We start from the raw sequence: 17,074 nt of genomic DNA, 5'->3' as shown, positions 1-17,074 counted from the left end.
CCGGGCGCTGACTAACGCCGCGGCCACCGCCACCGCGCCCGCGTCGGGCGCCGGCGGGCGGGGGCCGGGGCCCGTCGGCCTGGACGACGATGGCCGCGGCGCGCGGACGCCGGACGCCCGGCCCGCATCGGCAACGGGCCGACTGGTGCGGCCCTACAGCATGGACGCGTGCCGAGCACAAACGCCCAGGCCACCGGTGTGCCGGGGCGGCAGCGGCGGCGCGGAGTGGGCAGCGAGGCGGGGGGTGGGGGGCGATGGCGGGCTTATTGGGCTGGGCGGGTGCCTCGGGGGTGGGCTTGGCGGTGGACTTGTTTGAGGCGGTCGGCTGATACGTGGGTGTAGATCTGCGTGGTCTGCAAGGAGGCGTGGCCCAGGATTTCTTGGACGCTTCGCAGGTCGGCGCCGCCTTCGAGCAGGTGGGTGGCCGCGCTGTGGCGCAGCCCGTGGGGGCTGAGATCCGGGACCTGGCCTACCTCGGAGATCCGCGAGTGGACGATGCGGCGGGCGCTCGTCGGGTGGAGACGTCCGCCGCGGGCACCGAGGAAGAGGGCGGGGCCGCTGTCCTCGGTCACGAGCGCGGGGCGTCCGGCGCGCAGCCAGTCCTGGACGGCGCGGACGGCGGGTTCGCCGACGGGGACCGTGCGCTCACGTCCGCCCTTGCCGAAGACGCGGATAGTCCGGCGGCCGGTGTCAAGATCGTCGATGTCGAGTCCGCACAGTTCGCTGACTCGGACGCCGGTCCCGTAGAGCACCTCCAGGACGGCCAGGTCGCGCAGACCGAGCGGGCCTTGGGCGTCCATGGTGTCCAGGAGATGCGCGGCGTCGTCCTGGGTGAGCACGTCGGGAAGGTCGCGCCGTCGTTTGGGCGTGCCCAAGAGCAAGCCCGGGTCGTCTTCGAGGAGCCCCCGCCGGTGTAGGTGGCGGGTGAAGGCTCTGACTGCGGCCGTACGGCGGGCCAGGGTCGCGCGTGACCGTCCCATGGCGTGCTGACGGGCCAGCCACGCACGCAGCAACGAGACGTCCAGTTCGGCCGGTTCGGTGACCCCGGTGACCGCGGCGTAGGCGCACAGGTCGGCCAGATCACCGAGATAGGCGCGCAGGGTGTGCGGCGAGACGTCCCGTTCGGCGCGCAGATGGCGCCCGAACTCGGAGACGGCGTCCTCCAGCGGCTCGGTCACAGGCGTCACGCTGCGCCACAGCCCCGGCCGAAGCAAGCACCGCACCCCGGTTTCGAGCGATCTGCCGAGCTTGTTCCCGCGGTTATCCACAGGTTGTCGTTTCTCGGCTACGCACCGTGACGGTCGGCCAGTGTCGAAGGCCGGAGGTGAGGCCCATGAACGCCCACATCAACCTCGGCCGCCGCGGCGAGGACGCCGCGGCCGAATACCTGGCCGGCCTCGGCTGGACGATCCTCGACCGCAACTGGCGGTGCCGCGAAGGCGAGCTGGACATCGTCGCCCATGACGGGCGAAGGCACGTGGTCTGCGAGGTGAAGACCCGCCGCTCGGCCAGGTTCGGCGACCCCCTCGAAGCCATCACCGGCGACAAGGCCGCCCGGTTACGGCGGCTGGCCTGGCGGTGGGCCGCCGCGAACGGGGTCGGCGGCGTGTCCATTCGGGTCGACGTCCTCGGCCTGACCGGCGACGGCGACCGCTTCTCGATCGACCACCTGCGGGAGGTGTGCTAGATGACGCTCGCGAAGACGCGCTCGGTGTCCCTGGTCGGGGTGGACGGCTTCGTCGTGGACGTCGAGGCCGCCATCACCAGCGGCGTCCCCGGCCTCCACCTGGTCGGCCTTCCCGACACCGCGCTCAGCGAGGCCCGCGACCGGGTCCGCGCGGCAGTCTTCAACTCGGGCGAGGACTGGCCCAACAGGCACGTCACGGTCTCGCTGTTCCCGGCGAGCATGCCCAAGAAGGGTTCGACCTTCGATGTCGCCATAGCCGTGGCCCTGCTCGCGGCGGCGGAAGTGGTCCCCGCCCGTAGCTGCGCGGGGCTCGTGCTGATCGGCGAGCTCGGGCTGGACGGCCGCCTCCGTCCCATCCAGGGGGTCCTGCCCGCCGTCCTGGCCGCGGCCAACCGCGGCTGCCGCACGGTCGTCGTCCCGAGCCAGAACGCCGCGGAGGCCGAACTCGTCCCGGGCATGGAGGTCCTGTCCGCGCGTAACCTGCGCGGGCTCCTCTGCCTGCTGCGCGACGAGCCGCCACCCATCGAGGAGGAGGACGAGGAGGACGCCCTCGGCTCCCCGATGAACGGGTTCGCTCTGCGCCAGCAGGAGATTCCACCCGACCTGGACCTGGCGGACGTCCGCGGCCAGGCCGAGGCCCGCCGCGCTCTGGAGATCAGCGCCGCGGGAGGGCATCACCTCTTCTTCGCCGGCCCGCCGGGCTGCGGCAAGACGATGCTGGCGGAGCGGCTGCCGACGCTGATGCCGCCCCTCGAACCCGAGATCGCGCTGGAGGTCACCGCGATCCACTCCGTGGCCGGGACGCTCCGGCCCGGCCAGCCGCTGATCACCCAGCCGCCGTTCTACGCGCCGCACCACACCGCCTCCCGCGCATCGATGGTCGGCGGGGGTTCGGGCCGGGTCCTCCAACCCGGCGCCGTGTCCCTCGCACACCGCGGGATCCTCTTCCTGGACGAGGCCCCCGAGTTCCAGCTCGGAACGCTCGACGCCCTCCGCCAGCCCCTCGAAGAGGGCGAGGTGCGGATCACCCGCATCGAGGGCATGGCGCACTTCCCCGCGCGGTTCACGCTCGTCCTCGCCGCGAACCCGTGCCCGTGCGCCGCGGCGAAGCAGATCGACTGCTCCTGCGCACCCGGCATCCGCCGCAAGTACGCGACCCGCGTGTCCGGGCCGCTGCTCGACCGCGTCGACCTCAAGCTGGAGCTGGCCCCGGCCAGCCGGGCCGAACTCCGCTACGACCTGGAGTTCGCCGAGTCGAGCAAGATCGTGGCCGAACGCGTCCTGCTCGCCAGGGAGCGGACGCTCAGACGCCTGGCCGGAACCCCATGGCGGTCGAACGCCGAGGTCCCCGGGCCGGAGCTGCGCCGCCGGTTCACCCCGCCGCAGGAGGCGATGCGGGCCGCCGACGACGCCCTGCAGCGGGGGACGCTGAGCGCCCGCGGCCTCGACCGGGTCCTGCGGGTCGCGTGGACGATCGCCGACCTCGCCGGCCACGACGAACCGGGCCCGGACGACATCGGCGGCGCGCTCACCCTGTGGTCGGCGGGGCGCCAATGAGCGACGAGCGAACCGCCCGCGCCACCCTGACCGCGGTCGCCGAGCCCGGCGACACCTTCCTCAACCGGATCATCGACCACTGCGGCCCGGAAGGGGCGCTGGAGGCGATCCGGGGCGCCCGGGTCCCGGAAGGTGTGCCCGCCGCTCCGAAGGAGGCCCGGCGGCTCGACGCCTGGCGGATCCGCCTCATCGCCGCGGAACCAGACCAGGACATGGCCGTCTGCGCCCGGTTCCGCGGCCGGCTCGTCTGCCCCGGAGACCCCGAATGGCCGACGACTCTCGACGATCTCGGCACCGGCCGGCCGTACGCGCTCTGGCTCCAGGGCCCGGTCGATCTGCGCTACGGCTGCCTGCGCTCGGTCGCCGTCGTCGGTTCCCGCGCCGCGTCCCCCTACGGCCTGCGCGCCGCCGCCGACTTCGCCTCCGAACTCGCCGACGCGGGCTGGACGGTGATCTCCGGCGGCGCCCTGGGCATCGACGCGGCCGCCCACCGCGGCTCGCTGGCCGCCGACGGCGCCACCGTCGCCGTCCTCGCCAACGGGGTCGACGTCCCCTACCCGGCGTCCAACGAGGGCCTCTTCGCCGAGATGGCACGGCGGTCGCTGCTGGTGAGCGAGTCGCCGCCGGGCACCCATCCGCACCGCCTCCGGTTCCTCGTCCGCAACCGGGTGATCGCCGCCCTCTCCCGGGGCACCGTCATCGTCGAGGCGGAGGCGCGCAGCGGCGCGCTCAACACCGCCGGCTGGGCGGCCAAGCTCGGCCGCGTCGTCATGGCGGTGCCCGGCCCGATCACGTCCCGGTCCTCGGTCGGCTGCCACCGCCTCCTGCGCGAGGAGGGCACCACGCTGGTGACGCGCTCCGAGGAGATCGTCGAGGCGGTGGGTCTCATCGGCGACGACCTGGCGCCACCACCGGACACCCCCGTCCTCCCCCGCGACCGCCTGGAGCCGGTCACCCGCTGCGTCCTGGAGGCCTTCCCGGCGCGCGGCGCGACCGGCCCCGCCCAGCTCGCGGTCAAGGCGGGCGTCGACCTGAACACCGTCAACGCCAAGCTCGGCCTCCTGGCCGCCGCCGGCTTCATCGAACGCACCCCAGCCGGCTGGCGCCTAACAAAATCCGCCAAATCCCCCACCGGCCCCACCCCACCCCCCGAACAATGACCCACCCCCCACCACCCTGCTCACCGACAACGCCGGACGCTCCCGCCTCCCGCCAGACGCCCCAGGTCTCGGCGAACTCCAGCCACCGTTCCATCGCCGCCGCCTCGGTCGAGGCTCGGATGGGGGCGGGGCTTGGGTGGGTGGAAATTAGGGGTTTATTGGAGGGTGTTGGTCTGAGGGGAGTTCGAAGTCGCTTTTGGCGAGTTCTTCGACGTTGACGTCTTTGAAGGTGACGACGCGGACGTTCTTGACGAAGCGGGCCGGGCGGTACATGTCCCAGACCCAGGCGTCCTGCATCGTGACCTCGAAGAAGACCTCGCCGTTGTCGACGCTGCGCACCTGGAGGTCGACCGAGTTCGTCAGGTAGAAGCGGCGCTCGGTCTCCACGACGTAGGTGAACAGGCCGAGGACGTCGCGGTACTCGCGATAGAGCTGAAGCTCCATCTCGGTCTCGTACTTCTCGAGATCCTCGGCGCTCACGCTCGTGCCCCCTCCGTGCGGTCCTCGCCGGGGAGTTCCCCCTCGGTCTCCTCCTCCAGGACCACATCCCCATTGTTCCGCAAGGCACGCCCGACGTTGACGTAGGAGAACCGATGTTCCGGACAGGGGCCGTGCTCGGCGAGCGCCTTGCCGTGCGCGCGGGTCACGTAGCCCTTGTGGACGTCGAAGCCGTACTCGGGGTAGCGCTCGTGGAGTTCCACCATGATGCGGTCTCGGGTGACCTTGGCGATGATGGACGCCGCGGCCACGCAGGCCGCGACCTGGTCCCCTTTGATCATCGCGAGGCCGGGGACGTCCAGGCCGGGGACGGGGAAACCGTCGCTGAGCACGTAGGCGGGCCGCCGGTCCAGGGCGGCGAGGGCCCGCCGCATCCCGGTGATGTTGCATCGGTGCAGGCCGATCCTGTCGATGTCATGGCAGGGGATGATGACCGCGCTCCACGCGTGCGCGCGTTCGGTGATCTCCGTGTAGAGCGCCTCGCGGCGGGCGGGCGTGAGGAGTTTGGAGTCGGTGAGGCCGTCGATCCTGCCGCGCCCGCCCTGGAGGATCACCGCGCCGACGACCATCGGTCCCGCGCAGGCGCCCCGGCCCGCTTCGTCGACGCCGGCGACGGGGCTGAACCCGGCGTGGGCCAGCGCGCGCTCGTACGCGAACAGCCCCGCGTCGCGGCGCGGAGTGAAGCGAAGCGGACGATCCCTCATGCTCCGCAGCGTACGACCCGACCGCCCCCGGTCGCCCACAGAACGCCCCCTTGCGGCCTTATGTCACAACCGTGCCGCGTCTCCTCCGGTGGCGGCGCCGCAGGTAGGCGATGGGGAGGGCGCCGAGGAAGCCGAGGGCGTACGGCGTGGCGGGGAGGGCGGCGGCGGCCGGTTTCTCCAGGCCCTGCTGTTTGAAGGTGCCGGGGATCGGCAGCGTCCCCATGCGGTCCAGGGGCCAGACGATGACGAACGCGCGGCCGATGACGCGGTCGATCGGGATGGTGCCGCCGCCGGGGTCGCCGCGGTGCGAGCGGGAGTCGTAGGACAGCTCGCGGTGGTCGCCCATGACCCACAGCTGGCCCGGCTTCACGGTGACGTCGAAGGGGTCGTTGGACGGCTTGTTCTGCTCGCGCGTGACCGGGTCGGTGAAGATGTAGGACTTCTCGTCGAGCGGGACGCCGTTGACGGTGACGCGGCCCTTGGCGTCGCAGCATTTGACGCGGTCGCCGGGGATGCCGATGACGCGCTTGATGTAGTCCTTCTCGTTGGGCGCCACGCCGAAGGCGGTCCCGATCGCGCGCAGGACCTTGGAGACGGGGTTGCCGGGCTCCTCGACCTGGACCTCTGGGTCCCAGGAGTCGAGCCCGTTGAAGACGATGACGTCACCGCGGGCGATGTCGCGCGTGTGGTAGACGATCTTGTTGACGAGGACGCGGTCGCCGACCTGGAGGGTGTTCTCCATGGAGCCGGACGGGATGTAGAACGCCTGGACCGCGAACGCCTTGATGACGAGGGCCAGGACGACGGCGACGACGATGAGGACCGGGAGCTCTTTCCAGAACGATCCCTGCTTCTTCTTCTTGCGCCTGCCCTCGTCCTCGGAGCCGTCGGCCGCCTCGTCGGCCGAGTTCGCGGGCTCCTTCTCTTCGGGCACCGAGCCCTCGGCTTCGGATCGCACGTCTCTCCGATCGTCCTCGTCAGTCATCAGAGCGAAAGCCTAGCGGCGCCGGGCCCGCCGGGCGCCGCGCGCGGGCGTGTCGGCGGGGTGCCGGCGATCGGCTCCGTCCGGAACGGGCAACGCCCCGGTCACCGCTGCGGGTTCCCGGGGCGTCGTCGTCATCGGCTCAGTGGTCGCGCTTCTCCTTGATGCGCGCGGCCTTGCCGCGCAGGTTGCGCAGGTAGTAGAGCTTGGCGCGGCGGACGTCGCCGCGGGTGACGACCTCGATCTTGTCGATGGAGGGGCTGTTGAGCGGGAACGTCCGCTCGACGCCGACGCTGTAGCTGACCTTGCGGACGGTGAAGGTCTCGCGGGCGCCGCCGCCCTGCCGCCGGATCACCACGCCCTGGAAGACCTGGATACGGCTCCGGTTGCCCTCGGTGACGCGCACGTGCACCTTCAGCGTGTCTCCCGGACGGAAGTCCGGGATGTCGGCGCGCATCGCGGCCTTCTCGATCTCCTGGATCAGGGTGTGCATCGCAGCCGTTCCTCATGGTCGAACGCGGGCGTCGAGAGGCCCCGGTGGATCGTTCGTGGGGGCGTCGCGCCGCGGAAAGTGGTCTTGGGGTGCCGTGCGGCCTACGCGCACGGACGCTCTAGTCTGCCATATCTTCGCCGTCAACCGGAAAACCGGCCTCCCGCAGGACGGCCCGGTCGCGTTCGTCCAGGGCCTCGCGGTCGAGGCGGTCGAGCAGTTCGGGACGGTGCCGCGCCGTCCGCCGGAGCGCCTCGTCACGCCGCCAGCGGGCGATCGCCCCGTGGTGTCCCGACAGCAGGACGTCGGGGACGGCCCGGTCGCGCCAGACCGGGGGTTTGGTGTAGACGGGCCCTTCCAGCAGCGACTCCATGGCGCCGGGGGCGAAGGAGTCGTCGGCGGCGGAGTCGGCGTTGCCGAGGACGCCCGGCAGCAGGCGCCCGATCGCCTCCACCATGACGAGGACCGCGACCTCCCCGCCGGCGAGGACGAAGTCGCCGAGGCTGACCTCGTCCACCGGCATCCGGGTGCGGGCCTCCTCGGCGACCCGGGAGTCGATGCCCTCGTAGCGCCCGCACGCGAACACCAGCCACGGCTCCGCGGCGTAGCGGACCGCGTCGGCCTGGGTGAACGGCCGCCCGCTCGGCGTCGGAATGATCAACCGCGGAACCGACCCGGCCGGGGACGCAGGGGACGGGACATCGCCGGCAGGCATCCGAGATGACGGGTCGCCGAGAGACCGCCCGTCACCGGACGCCGATGCGCCTTGTGCCGCGTCGCCGGACGGCGGGCCGCCCGCATGTGACCGGTCGGACGAGACGCCGCTCAGGGACGTCCCCTCCGAACGTGAACCCGCTGGCAGGCCGCCCGCATCTGTCGGGTCGGACGACGCGCCGCCGTCCTGCGGCCGGTCGGACGGCAGGGTGCCGTGGGGTGCCTCCTCCGGACGCGGGCCGGCTGACGGCTCGCCCGGTGGGGGGACGAGGGCGTCGAGGGCCTCGCCCCAGGGGGTGGGTTTCATGACCATGCCGGGGCCGCCGCCGTACGGGGTGTCGTCGACGGTGCGGTGGCGGTCGTGGGTCCAGGCGCGCAGGTCGTGGACGTGGACGTCCAGGATCCCGGCGCGCCGCGCCTTGCCCAGGAGGGAGATCTCCAGGGGGGCGAAGTACTCGGGGAAGATCGTGACGATGTCGATTTTCATGATTCGTCGAGCAGGCCGGGGGGCGGGTCGATCACGAGCCGCCCCCCGGGGACGTCCACCTCCGGGACGAGCGCCGCCACGAACGGGACGAGCTTCTCCCCGCCGGCGCCGCGCACGACCAGGAGGTCCTGGCCGTGGTGGAGGACGCCGGAGACCTGGCCGACATCGGTCCCGTCCGCGGTGACCACGGCGAGCCCGATCAGTTCCTGGTCGTGGAAGTCGTCGGGGTCGGCGGACGGGGGGATGTCGCCGGGGCCGACGACGAGCCAGATGCCGCGCAGTTGCTCCGCGGCGTCGCGGTCGCCGATCCCGGCGAAGCGCACGAGCAGGCGTCCCGAATGCCAGCGTGCCCGCTCGACGGTGAGCGGACCGGCGGTGGAGGGGTCGGTGGCGACCGTCGCGCCGACGGCGAACCGGGAGCCCGGCTCGTCCGTGCGGACGTCGATGGTGACCTCGCCGCGGACCCCGTGCGGCCGTCCGATCCGTCCCACCACGAGCGGTTCGCTCATCGGGACACTCTCAGCGGACCTCGTTGACATCGAGGAGGTCGACACGCACGTAGCGGCCCCCGGACAGGGCGCTGATCACCGTGCGGAGGGCCTTGGCGGTGCGACCGCTGCGGCCGATGACCTTTCCGAGGTCCTCGGGGTGCACGCGCACCTCGAGGACCCGGCCGCCCCTGATCCGGCGGGCGCGGACCCGGACGTCGTCCGGGTTCTCCACGATCCCGCGGACCAGGTGCTCGAGCGCTTCTTCGAGCACGTCAGCCCTCGCTCTTGGCTTCGTCGTTCTCGGTGGCCTTCGCCTCGGACTTCTTCGGCTCGGCCTTCTTCTTGCCCCGGGTCGCGGTGCCGGAGGCCGCGTCGTCGCCCAGCGACTCCTTGACGGCGGCCTCGAACGCGGCCTTCTTGTCGGCCTTCGGCTCGGCGACCTTGAGGGTGCCCTCGGCGCCCGGCTCGCCCTTGAACTTCTGCCAGTCGCCGGTGATCTTCAGCAGGTTGAGCACGGGCTCGGTCGGCTGCGCGCCGACGCCGAGCCAGTACTGCGCGCGCTCGGAGTCGATCTTGATGAGCGACGGCTCCTGCTTGGGCTGGTAGAGCCCGATCTCCTCGATGGCGCGCCCGTCACGCTTGGTGCGGGCGTCGGCGACGACGATCCGGTACTGCGGGTTCCGGATCTTCCCCAGACGCTTGAGCTTGATCTTGACTGCCACGGGTGTGGTGTACTCCAACTTCATCACTGGGTGGACGGGCCCGTGCCAGGTGGGGAACACCGGCTCACGGCCGTCCGATGGACTCCGGTCGCGCAGGACGAGAGAGGGCGCCTCGCGAGTCCGGGTTTCCAGCCTGTCATTCTGCCAGACGTTCGGCGTGAAAGCGCAATCGCTCAACCGGGTGTCGCCCGGCCCGCGGCGGGCCCGCGAAGCCCGGGCGAGCAGGGCGGTCACTTCTTCTTGCGGCCCTGGAGCTTGCCGAGGTCGGGCATCTGGAAACCGGGCGGGAGCTGGCCGCCGAGGCCCGGGGGCAGGCCGCCCTTGCCGCCGAGGCCGGGCGGGAGGCCCTGGGGCACGCCGTCGGCGGCGGGCTGCTGCTGCTGGTCCGGGCGGCCGTCCTTGCCGGCGGCGCGCTTGCGCGGGTCGCCGCTGCGCTGCTTGCCCTTCTTGTTCTTGGCCGCCTTCGCCGCCTTGGCGGCCTTCTTGCGCCCGCCGGGCATGCCGGGCAGGCCCATGCCGCCGGCCATCTGCCGCATCATCTTCTGCGCGTCGAAGAAGCGGGTGACGAGGCTGTTGACCTCGCCGACACCGACGCCGGAGCCCTTGGCGATGCGGGCCCGTCGGGAGCCGTTGATGATCTTGGGCTGGGAGCGCTCCTGCGGGGTCATCGAGCGGATGATCGCGGCGATCCGGTCCAGGTCGCGGTCGTCGATCTGGCTGATCTGGTCGCGGACCTGCCCCATGCCCGGCATCATTCCGAGCAGGTTGCCGATCGGGCCGAGCTTGCGGATCATCATCATCTGCTCGAGGAAGTCCTCCAGCGTGAAGTCCTCGCCCGAGGCGAACTTGCTGGACATCTTCTCGGCCTGCTCGGCGTCGAACGCCTGCTCGGCCTGCTCGATCAGGGTGAGGATGTCGCCCATGTCGAGGATCCGGCCCGCCATGCGGTCCGGGTGGAAGACGCTGAAGTCCTCCAGCTTCTCGCCCGTCGAGGCGAACATGATGGGGCGGCCGGTGATGTGCCGGACCGACAGGGCCGCGCCGCCGCGGGCGTCGCCGTCGAGCTTGGTGAGGACGACGCCGTCGAAGCCGACGCCCTCCATGAAGGCCTGGGCGGTGTTGACGGCGTCCTGGCCGACCATGGCGTCGACGACGAACAGCACGTCGTCGGGCTCGACGGCGTCGCGGATGTCGATGGCCTGCTGCATCATCTCGGCGTCGATGCCGAGCCGGCCCGCGGTGTCGATGACGACGACGTCGTGCAGGGCGTGCCGGGCCTGGTCGATCGACCGGCGCGCGACGTCGACCGGGTCGCCGACGCCGCTGCCCGGCTCGGGCGCGAAGACCGGCACCCCGGCGCGCTCGCCGACGACCTCCAGCTGCTGGACGGCGTTCGGGCGCTGGAGGTCGGCGGCCACCAGCAGCGGCGTGTGGCCCTCCTGCTTCAGCCAGCGGGCCAGCTTGCCGGCGAGGGTGGTCTTGCCGGCGCCCTGCAGGCCGGCGAGCATGATCACGGTGGGCGGCGTCTTGGCCAGCCGGATCCGCCGGGTCTCGCCGCCGAGGATGTTGATGAGCTCCTCGTTGACGATCTTGACGACCTGCTGCGCCGGGTTCAGCGCCTGCGAGACCTCCGAGCCCCGCGCCCGCTCCTTGACCTGCGCGATGAAGTCCTTGACCACGGGGAGCGCGACGTCGGCCTCGAGCAGGGCGATCCGGATCTCGCGGGCGGTCGCGTTGATGTCGGCCTCGGAGAGCCGGCCCTTGCTGCGCAGCGACGAGAAGACCGTCGTCAACCGGTCGGAGAGCGTCTCGAACACGTGTCTGGACCGTCCTTGGAAAGCTTCTGGGATCGCCTATCAGCGTATCGGGTCGCCGGCGGGTCCCCGCCCGTCTCGCCGGCCCTTTTCCGGCGGGGGCGTCCGCGTCAGCGGAGCGCCGCCAGCACCTCGTCCCGGACGGCGGCCGCCGCGGCCGGGTCCTCCAGCGGGCGGCCCTGCCCGTCCACCACGTAGAAGACGTCCACCGCCTCGGCGCCGAGGGTGTCCACCTGCGCCGCGCGGATCTGGACGCCGCACGCCCCGAACGCCTGGCCGATCCGCCACAGCAGGCCGGGCCGGTCGTGCGCCCGCACCTCGACGACGGTGGCGGTCCGCGACGCGTCCGGGACGATCATGACGCGCGGCGGCGGCACGGTGATCCCGGGCCGCGCCCGCACGGACCGCGCCCGCCGCTCCAGGCGGGCGGCGACGTCGAGCCGGCCGGCGAGCATCCGCCGCAGGTCCGCCTCCAGGCTGGCCGGATCCGGCGGCGTCCCGTACTCGGGGACGGCCGTGAAGTCCAGGACGGCCGTGTCCCCCTCGCCGTCGAGGGAGGACGTCGTCCGGGCGGTCTTGACGGCCAGGCGGTGGAGGGCGAGGACGCCCGCGGCGCGCCACAGGAGGCCGGGCCGGTCGGGCGCGGCGATGGTGATCCGGGAGCCCGCGACGCGGACGGCGGCACCGTCGTGGCGGGCCAGGGCGAGGTGGCCGGGGGCCAGGGCGGGCGCGGGCGGCGGGGTGCCGCCGGCGAGGGCCGCGGCGGCGCGGCGGGCGAGCTCGGCGACGAGCCCGGCCTTCCAGGGGCCCCAGGCGGCGGGCCCGGTGGCGCCGCCGTCGGCGATCGCCAGGGCGGCGAGGAGGTCGAGGAGCTCGCGCTCCCGGCCCGGCACCTCCGCGACGGCTTCCGTGACGGTCTGGATCGTCACCGGGTCGTCGATGTCGCGGCGGGTGGCGGTCTCGGGCAGCAGCAGATGGTGCCGGACGAGCGTTTCGAGGACGCGCACGTCCTCCTCGGGGAAGCCGAGGCGGGCGCCGATGTCGCGCGCGACGACGGCGCCGCCGGTGGAGTGGTCGCCGGGCCAGCCCTTGCCGATGTCGTGCAGGAGGGCGCCGACCAGCAGCAGGTCGGGGCGGGCCACCTCGCGGGTCAGGGCGGCGGCGCCCGCGGCGGTCTCCACCAGGTGGCGGTCCACGGTGAAGCGGTGGACGGGGTTGCGCTGCGGCCGGTTCCGGACGCGCTCCCAGTCGGGCAGCAGCCGGACGATCAGCCCGGCCTGGTCGAGGGCCTCCCAGACGGCGATGGCCGCGGGGCCGGCGCCGAGCAGGGAGACGAGGGCGTGGCGGGCCTCGGCGGGCCACGGGTCGCGGGGCAGCACCGCGCGCTCGGCCAGCCGCGCGACGGTGGCGGGGGCGGGCGGCAGGCCCGCCTGCGCGGCGGCGGCGGCGAGCCGCAGGACGAGCGCCGGGTCGTTCAGGTCCGCGTTCCGCGCGAGGACGACCTCGCCCTCGTACTCCACGGCCCCGTCCCCCACCGGCCGCCGCTCGCCACGCCCGTCCGCGCCGACCCGCCCGAAGCCCGAAGCCCCCTTGCTCGGGACGGCGGCGCTCGGCCCGGCGGCGCCCGGTCCCTCTTTGCTCGGGTCGGCGGCCTTCGAACCGGCGGCCTTCAACTCGGCGGCGTCCGGAGCGGCTGCCTTCGGAGCGGCGGCGTCCGGAGCGGCGGCGTCCGGAGCGGCGGCGTGCAGAGCGGCGGCGTGCAGAGTGGCGGCGTCCGGAGCGGCGGCGTGCGGGGCGGTGGTGGGTGGTTGGGCGGTGGATGGGGTGGGGCGGGCGGTGCTGGCTCGGGTTCTGGTGAAGCGGTCCACGCGGCGCCACAGGTGGGAGGCCGCGTAGGTGATCGTGCGGGCCGCTTCCGCGATCGAGCGCTGCAGGACGTCGGCGTCCAGGAGACCGAGGGTCTCGGCCACGGCCTGCTTCTCCTGAAGGACGAGGCGGTCCGAGGAGCGGCCCGTCACCTCGTGCAGGGCGTGCCGGACGTCGAGGAGCAGGTCGTGGGCGGACCGGACCCGGGCGTCCGGGGCGGAAGCCACCCAGGAGGCGGCGACGGCGTGCATGACGTGCACGTCCCGGAGGCCGCCGTGGGCCTCCTTCAGGTCGGGTTCCTGCAGGAAGGCCAGCTCGCCCTGGGCCTCCCAGCGGTCGCGGCACATCGCCGACAGCTCGTTGAGCCGGGCGGGCGCGTCGGCGCGCCAGTCCGTGAGGACGGCGGCGCGCAACTCGTCCACGAGCGCGTGGTCCCCGGCGATCCGGCGGGCCGACAGCAGGCCGAGCGCGGCCTTCATGTCGCCGCGCGCCACGGTGCGGGCCTCGTGCACGGTGCGGACGGAGTGGTCGAGCCTGGTCCCGGAGTCCCAGACCGGGTACCAGACGCGGTCGGCGAGGGCGGCGACGCCGGCCAGGCCGCGGTGCAGCAGGACGAGGTCGAGGTCGCCGCCGGGGGTCAGCTCGCGGCGGGCGTGGCTGCCGACCGCCACGAGGGCGACGCCGTCCGGGACGGGGCCGGCGGCCAGCAGGTCGGCCAGCCACCGGTCCAGCTCGGCGGCGCGGGCGGCCCGCGCTCTCGCCAGGGCCGCCCGCGCGGTGTCCGCCGTTCCATTGCCGCCGGCCGGTGCGGGCGCGGGGGCCCGGCCTCCGGCCGGCGGGCGGGCGAGGGTCACCGGGGTCCCTAGAGGGCGTCCGGACCGGTCTCGCCGGTGCGGACGCGGACCACGGTGTCGACCGGGACGGCCCACACCTTGCCGTCGCCGATCTTGTCGGTGCGGGCCGCCTTGACGATCACGTCGATGATGTCGTCGGCGTCCTCGGCCTCGACGAGGACCTCGATGCGCAGCTTGGGCACCAGGTCGACCTGGTACTCGGCGCCGCGGTAGACCTCGGTGTGGCCCTTCTGCCGGCCGTAGCCGCTGGCCTCGCTGACGGTCATGCCCTTGACCCCGAAGGTCTCCAGGGCCTTCTTGACCTCGTCCAGTTTGAACGGCTTGATGACCGCCGTGATGAGCTTCATGGCTTAAGCCTCCACCTTCTTCGCCGCGTCCCCGGAGACCGGGGCCGGGGGCGCCGCGACGCTCGCACCGGAGCCGCCGGCGCGGATGGTGCCGAAGTCGTAGGCGGTCTCCGCGTGAGCCGTGCTGTCGATGCCGGTGGCCTCGTCCTCCTCGCTGATCCGGAAGCCCATGATCAGGTCGATCACCTTCGCGATCACGAAGGTGACGACGAACGAGTAGGCGAGGGTCGCGAGGACGGCGACCGCCTGCTTGCCGAGCAGCGAGAACCCGCCGCCCGCGAGCAGCCCGTCGGCGCCCGCGTCGTTCACCGCGGTGGTGGCCAGGAAGCCGATCAGCAGGGCGCCGACGATGCCGCCGACCATGTGGACGCCGACCACGTCGAGCGAGTCGTCGTAGCCGAGCTTGTACTTGAGGCCGACCGCGAACGCGCAGACCGCGCCGGCGATGAGACCGAGGACGATGGCCCCGAGCGGGGTGATGAACGCGCAGGCCGGGGTGATGGCGACCAGCCCGGCGACGACGCCGGACGCGATGCCGAGCGTGGTGGACGCGCCGTCCCGCAGCTTCTCCACGATGATCCAGCCGAACGCGGCGGCGCAGGTCGCGGCGAGCGTGTTGACGAACGCGACGGCCGAGGTGGCGCCGGCCGACAGCGCGGACCCGGCGTTGAACCCGAACCAGCCGAACCACAGCAGACCGGCCCCGAGCAGGACGAACGGCAGGTTGTGCGGGCGCATCGGCTCCTTCGGCCAGCCCTTGCGCTTGCCGAGGACGATCGCCAGCGCGAGCGCCGCGACGCCGGCGTTGATGTGCACGACCGTGCCGCCCGCGAAGTCGAGCGCGCCGAGGTCGAACAGCCAGCCGGCCTTGCCGCCCTCCTCGCCGTCGGACCACCACACCCAGTGGGCGATCGGGAAGTACACGAGCGTCGCCCAGACGACGGCGAACACGACCCAGGCCCCGAACTTGGCGCGGTCCGCCACCGCGCCGCTGATCAGGGCGACGGTGATGATGGCGAACGTCGCCTGGAACGCCACGAACACCAGCTGCGGGATGCCCGTTCCGTCGTCGGCCGTCGCCGCGGTCTCCAGGCCGACCAGGCCCCAGTCTCCGAACCCTCCGATGAACGAGCTGAGCCCGCCGCCGGAGGAGAACGTGAGGGAGTAGCCGTAGACGACCCACGCCATGCCCACCACGGCGATGCTGACGAAGCTCATCATCATCATGTTGAGCACGCTCTTGGCCCGGCTCATGCCTCCGTAGAAGAAGGCGAGCCCGGGTGTCATCAGCAGGACGAGCGCGGTGCTCGTCAGCATCCAGGCGGTACTACCGCTATCGATCTTCATCTCTGAGAGAGTCCCTCCTCGCCAGGAACTTCGAACTGCTCAGAGACTCGACCTCGGCGATTTCACCCGAGGGACCCGTACGTTTCCAGGGTGTGAAAACCGCTCCCGGTGTGTTTCACCGGTGTTTCCAAATCCTCACATGCCGTATTTGTGTGACAGGAGGCCGTTATTACTCGCCCAGGATGGCGTCCACGAAGGCCTCGGGCTCGAACGGCGCGAGGTCGTCCGGCCCCTCCCCGAGGCCGACGAGCTTGACCGGGACGCCCAGCTCCCGCTGCACCTGGACGACGATGCCGCCCTTCGCGGTGCCGTCCAGCTTCGTCAGCACGACGCCGGTGACGTTGACGACCTCGGCGAAGACGCGGGCCTGCTGCATGCCGTTCTGGCCGGTCGTCGCGTCCAGGACGAGCAGGACCTCGTCCACCGTGGCCTGCTTCTCCACGACGCGCTTGACCTTGCCGAGCTCGTCCATCAGCCCGGTCTTGGTGTGCAGCCGCCCGGCGGTGTCGATGATCACCGCGTCGACCTTGGTATCGATGCCCTGCTTGACGGCGTCGAACGCGACGCTGGCGGGGTCGGCGCCCTCGTCCTTGCGGACGACCTGCGCGCCCACCCGCGTCCCCCAGGTCTCCAGCTGGTCGGCGGCGGCGGCGCGGAAGGTGTCGGCGGCGCCCAGCAGGACGGTGTTCCCGTCGCCGACGAGGACGCGGCCGAGCTTGCCGCAGGTGGTCGTCTTGCCGGTGCCGTTCACGCCGACGACCATGAGCACGGCGGGGCGGTCCCCGGGCGCCTCGGTGCGCAGGGAGCGGTCCAGATCGGGGCCGATCTGCTTGACCAGCTCCTGCTTGAGCAGCTCCCGGACCTCCGCCGGGCTGCGCGTGCCGAGGACCTGGACCCGGGTCCGCAGGTCGTCGGTGACCTGCCGGGCCACCGAGGTGCCCATGTCGGCGGTGATCAGCGTGTCCTCGATCTCCTCCCAGGCGTCCTCGTCGAGCGTGTCGCGCGACAGCAGGCCGAGGAGGGTCTTGCCGAAGGTGTTCTGCGACCGGGCGAGCCGCGCGCGCAGCCGGACGAGCCGGCCCGCCCCCGGCGGCGGACGCTCGATCTCGACCGTGGGCCGCGGCGGCGGCACCTCGGTCGGCGGCGCCTTCTCGATCGTGGGGGCGCCGGCCTCCGCCTCGCCGGCGGCGGTGGCCCCGCCGGTCCGGTCCGCGGGCGGCTCGGCGGGCGGGCGCGGGCGGGTCCGCCCCGGCCGCAGGAGCGCGATACCGCCGGCGATCAACGCGACTACCGCCAGCGCGGCGATGACGATCACATATTCCATAGCGCCCCCAGTTTTCCAGAAGATGCTAGT

General features: G+C 72.8%; 16 protein-coding genes and 2 pseudogenes. 3 read left to right on the top strand and 15 right to left on the bottom strand.

Annotated features, from left to right (window positions below; all coding sequences use genetic code 11):
* Nucleotides 1–263 precede the first annotated feature (263 nt).
* Nucleotides 264–1,178 carry a tyrosine recombinase XerC gene (locus K8Z49_RS43030; protein ID WP_244938929.1) on the bottom strand — a complete coding sequence of 305 codons (915 nt, stop codon included), beginning with the start codon at nucleotides 1,176–1,178 and terminating at the stop codon, nucleotides 264–266.
* Between the two features lie 155 nt (nucleotides 1,179–1,333).
* On the opposite strand from K8Z49_RS43030, the gene K8Z49_RS43025 reads away from it, so the two are divergent.
* Genes K8Z49_RS43025 through dprA form a run of 3 tightly spaced genes read left to right on the top strand, consistent with a single transcriptional unit; the run spans nucleotide 1,334 to nucleotide 4,404 of the window.
* Nucleotides 1,334–1,687 carry a YraN family protein gene (locus tag K8Z49_RS43025; protein ID WP_111833549.1) on the top strand — a complete coding sequence of 118 codons (354 nt, stop codon included), beginning with the start codon at nucleotides 1,334–1,336 and terminating at the stop codon, nucleotides 1,685–1,687.
* Complete coding sequence (locus K8Z49_RS43020) at nucleotides 1,688–3,244, top strand: YifB family Mg chelatase-like AAA ATPase (RefSeq protein WP_021598315.1); 1,557 nt, start codon at nucleotides 1,688–1,690, stop codon at nucleotides 3,242–3,244.
* Nucleotides 3,241–4,404: a DNA-processing protein DprA gene (gene dprA / locus K8Z49_RS43015; protein ID WP_412516856.1), complete on the top strand. Its 1,164-nt coding sequence runs from the start codon at nucleotides 3,241–3,243 to the stop codon at nucleotides 4,402–4,404. The genes K8Z49_RS43020 and dprA overlap by 4 nt, the downstream gene beginning before the upstream one ends.
* Nucleotides 4,405–4,551: 147 nt before the next feature.
* On the opposite strand, the gene K8Z49_RS43010 is transcribed toward dprA, so the two are convergent.
* The 14 genes and pseudogenes from K8Z49_RS43010 to ftsY all read right to left on the bottom strand — a co-directional run bounded on the left by K8Z49_RS43010 (nucleotide 4,552) and on the right by ftsY (nucleotide 17,044).
* Entirely contained in the window at nucleotides 4,552–4,884 is a 333-nt protein-coding gene (locus tag K8Z49_RS43010; protein WP_021598313.1) for a DUF2469 domain-containing protein, read from the bottom strand.
* Nucleotides 4,881–5,606 carry a ribonuclease HII gene (locus K8Z49_RS43005; RefSeq protein ID WP_021598312.1) on the bottom strand — a complete coding sequence of 242 codons (726 nt, stop codon included), beginning with the start codon at nucleotides 5,604–5,606 and terminating at the stop codon, nucleotides 4,881–4,883. Before K8Z49_RS43005 ends, K8Z49_RS43010 begins: the two co-directional genes overlap by 4 nt.
* A gap of 58 nt (nucleotides 5,607–5,664) precedes the next feature.
* Nucleotides 5,665–6,564, bottom strand: a complete 900-nt coding sequence (lepB, locus tag K8Z49_RS43000; protein WP_021598311.1) for a signal peptidase I — start codon at nucleotides 6,562–6,564, stop codon at nucleotides 5,665–5,667.
* Between the two features lie 166 nt (nucleotides 6,565–6,730).
* The gene (gene rplS / locus K8Z49_RS42995) at nucleotides 6,731–7,081 is read right to left on the bottom strand and encodes a 50S ribosomal protein L19 (RefSeq protein WP_021598310.1); all 351 of its coding nucleotides are present in this window, start codon (nucleotides 7,079–7,081) and stop codon (nucleotides 6,731–6,733) included.
* Nucleotides 7,082–7,199: 118 nt separating this feature from the next.
* Nucleotides 7,200–7,766, bottom strand: a pseudogene (gene trmD, locus K8Z49_RS42990) (tRNA (guanine(37)-N(1))-methyltransferase); the annotation flags it as partial.
* A gap of 294 nt (nucleotides 7,767–8,060) precedes the next feature.
* Nucleotides 8,061–8,279: pseudogene (locus tag K8Z49_RS42985) on the bottom strand (tRNA (guanosine(37)-N1)-methyltransferase TrmD); the annotation flags it as partial.
* On the bottom strand, nucleotides 8,276–8,788 hold the full coding sequence (rimM, locus tag K8Z49_RS42980) for a ribosome maturation factor RimM (RefSeq protein WP_412516855.1): 513 nt from the start codon (nucleotides 8,786–8,788) through the stop codon (nucleotides 8,276–8,278). The pseudogene K8Z49_RS42985 and the gene rimM, both read right to left, overlap by 4 nt.
* Nucleotides 8,789–8,798: 10 nt before the next feature.
* Complete coding sequence (locus K8Z49_RS42975) at nucleotides 8,799–9,041, bottom strand: RNA-binding protein (protein WP_021598307.1); 243 nt, start codon at nucleotides 9,039–9,041, stop codon at nucleotides 8,799–8,801.
* 1 nt (nucleotide 9,042) lies between these two features.
* A complete protein-coding gene (gene rpsP, locus K8Z49_RS42970; protein WP_021598306.1) occupies nucleotides 9,043–9,492 on the bottom strand; it encodes a 30S ribosomal protein S16 in 450 nt (149 codons plus the stop codon).
* Nucleotides 9,493–9,722: 230 nt separating this feature from the next.
* Nucleotides 9,723–11,309: a signal recognition particle protein gene (gene ffh, locus K8Z49_RS42965; protein ID WP_412516854.1), complete on the bottom strand. Its 1,587-nt coding sequence runs from the start codon at nucleotides 11,307–11,309 to the stop codon at nucleotides 9,723–9,725.
* A 107-nt stretch (nucleotides 11,310–11,416) separates the two neighbouring features.
* The gene (locus K8Z49_RS42960; RefSeq protein ID WP_412516853.1) at nucleotides 11,417–14,026 is read right to left on the bottom strand and encodes an ACT domain-containing protein; all 2,610 of its coding nucleotides are present in this window, start codon (nucleotides 14,024–14,026) and stop codon (nucleotides 11,417–11,419) included.
* An 8-nt stretch (nucleotides 14,027–14,034) separates the two neighbouring features.
* A complete protein-coding gene (locus K8Z49_RS42955; protein ID WP_021600195.1) occupies nucleotides 14,035–14,373 on the bottom strand; it encodes a P-II family nitrogen regulator in 339 nt (112 codons plus the stop codon).
* A gap of 3 nt (nucleotides 14,374–14,376) precedes the next feature.
* Nucleotides 14,377–15,720, bottom strand: coding sequence for an ammonium transporter (locus tag K8Z49_RS42950; RefSeq protein ID WP_024935310.1), 1,344 nt, complete (start codon nucleotides 15,718–15,720; stop codon nucleotides 14,377–14,379).
* A gap of 169 nt (nucleotides 15,721–15,889) precedes the next feature.
* Nucleotides 15,890–17,044 (bottom strand): signal recognition particle-docking protein FtsY, encoded by a 1,155-nt coding sequence (ftsY, locus tag K8Z49_RS42945; RefSeq protein ID WP_024935311.1) that lies wholly within the window; start codon nucleotides 17,042–17,044, stop codon nucleotides 15,890–15,892.
* Nucleotides 17,045–17,074 lie beyond the last annotated feature (30 nt).

This window comes from Actinomadura madurae (assembly GCF_047130825.1).
Lineage (GTDB): Bacteria > Actinomycetota > Actinomycetes > Streptosporangiales > Streptosporangiaceae > Spirillospora > Spirillospora madurae.
This window is presented reverse-complemented; position numbering and strand designations above follow the sequence as displayed.

Bases quoted from the DNA above. Each gene is read 5' to 3' on its own strand.
- ftsY (WP_024935311.1), bottom strand. From the start codon at position 17,044: ATGGAATATGTGATCGTCATCGCCGCGCTGGCGGTAGTCGCGTTGATC.
- K8Z49_RS43020 (WP_021598315.1), top strand. From the start codon at position 1,688: ATGACGCTCGCGAAGACGCGCTCGGTGTCCCTGGTCGGGGTGGACGGC.
- dprA (WP_412516856.1), top strand. From the start codon at position 3,241: ATGAGCGACGAGCGAACCGCCCGCGCCACCCTGACCGCGGTCGCCGAG.
- K8Z49_RS42955 (WP_021600195.1), bottom strand. From the start codon at position 14,373: ATGAAGCTCATCACGGCGGTCATCAAGCCGTTCAAACTGGACGAGGTC.
- rplS (WP_021598310.1), bottom strand. From the start codon at position 7,081: ATGCACACCCTGATCCAGGAGATCGAGAAGGCCGCGATGCGCGCCGAC.
- K8Z49_RS42950 (WP_024935310.1), bottom strand. From the start codon at position 15,720: ATGAAGATCGATAGCGGTAGTACCGCCTGGATGCTGACGAGCACCGCG.
- K8Z49_RS43025 (WP_111833549.1), top strand. From the start codon at position 1,334: ATGAACGCCCACATCAACCTCGGCCGCCGCGGCGAGGACGCCGCGGCC.
- K8Z49_RS43005 (WP_021598312.1), bottom strand. From the start codon at position 5,606: ATGAGGGATCGTCCGCTTCGCTTCACTCCGCGCCGCGACGCGGGGCTG.
- rimM (WP_412516855.1), bottom strand. From the start codon at position 8,788: ATGAGCGAACCGCTCGTGGTGGGACGGATCGGACGGCCGCACGGGGTC.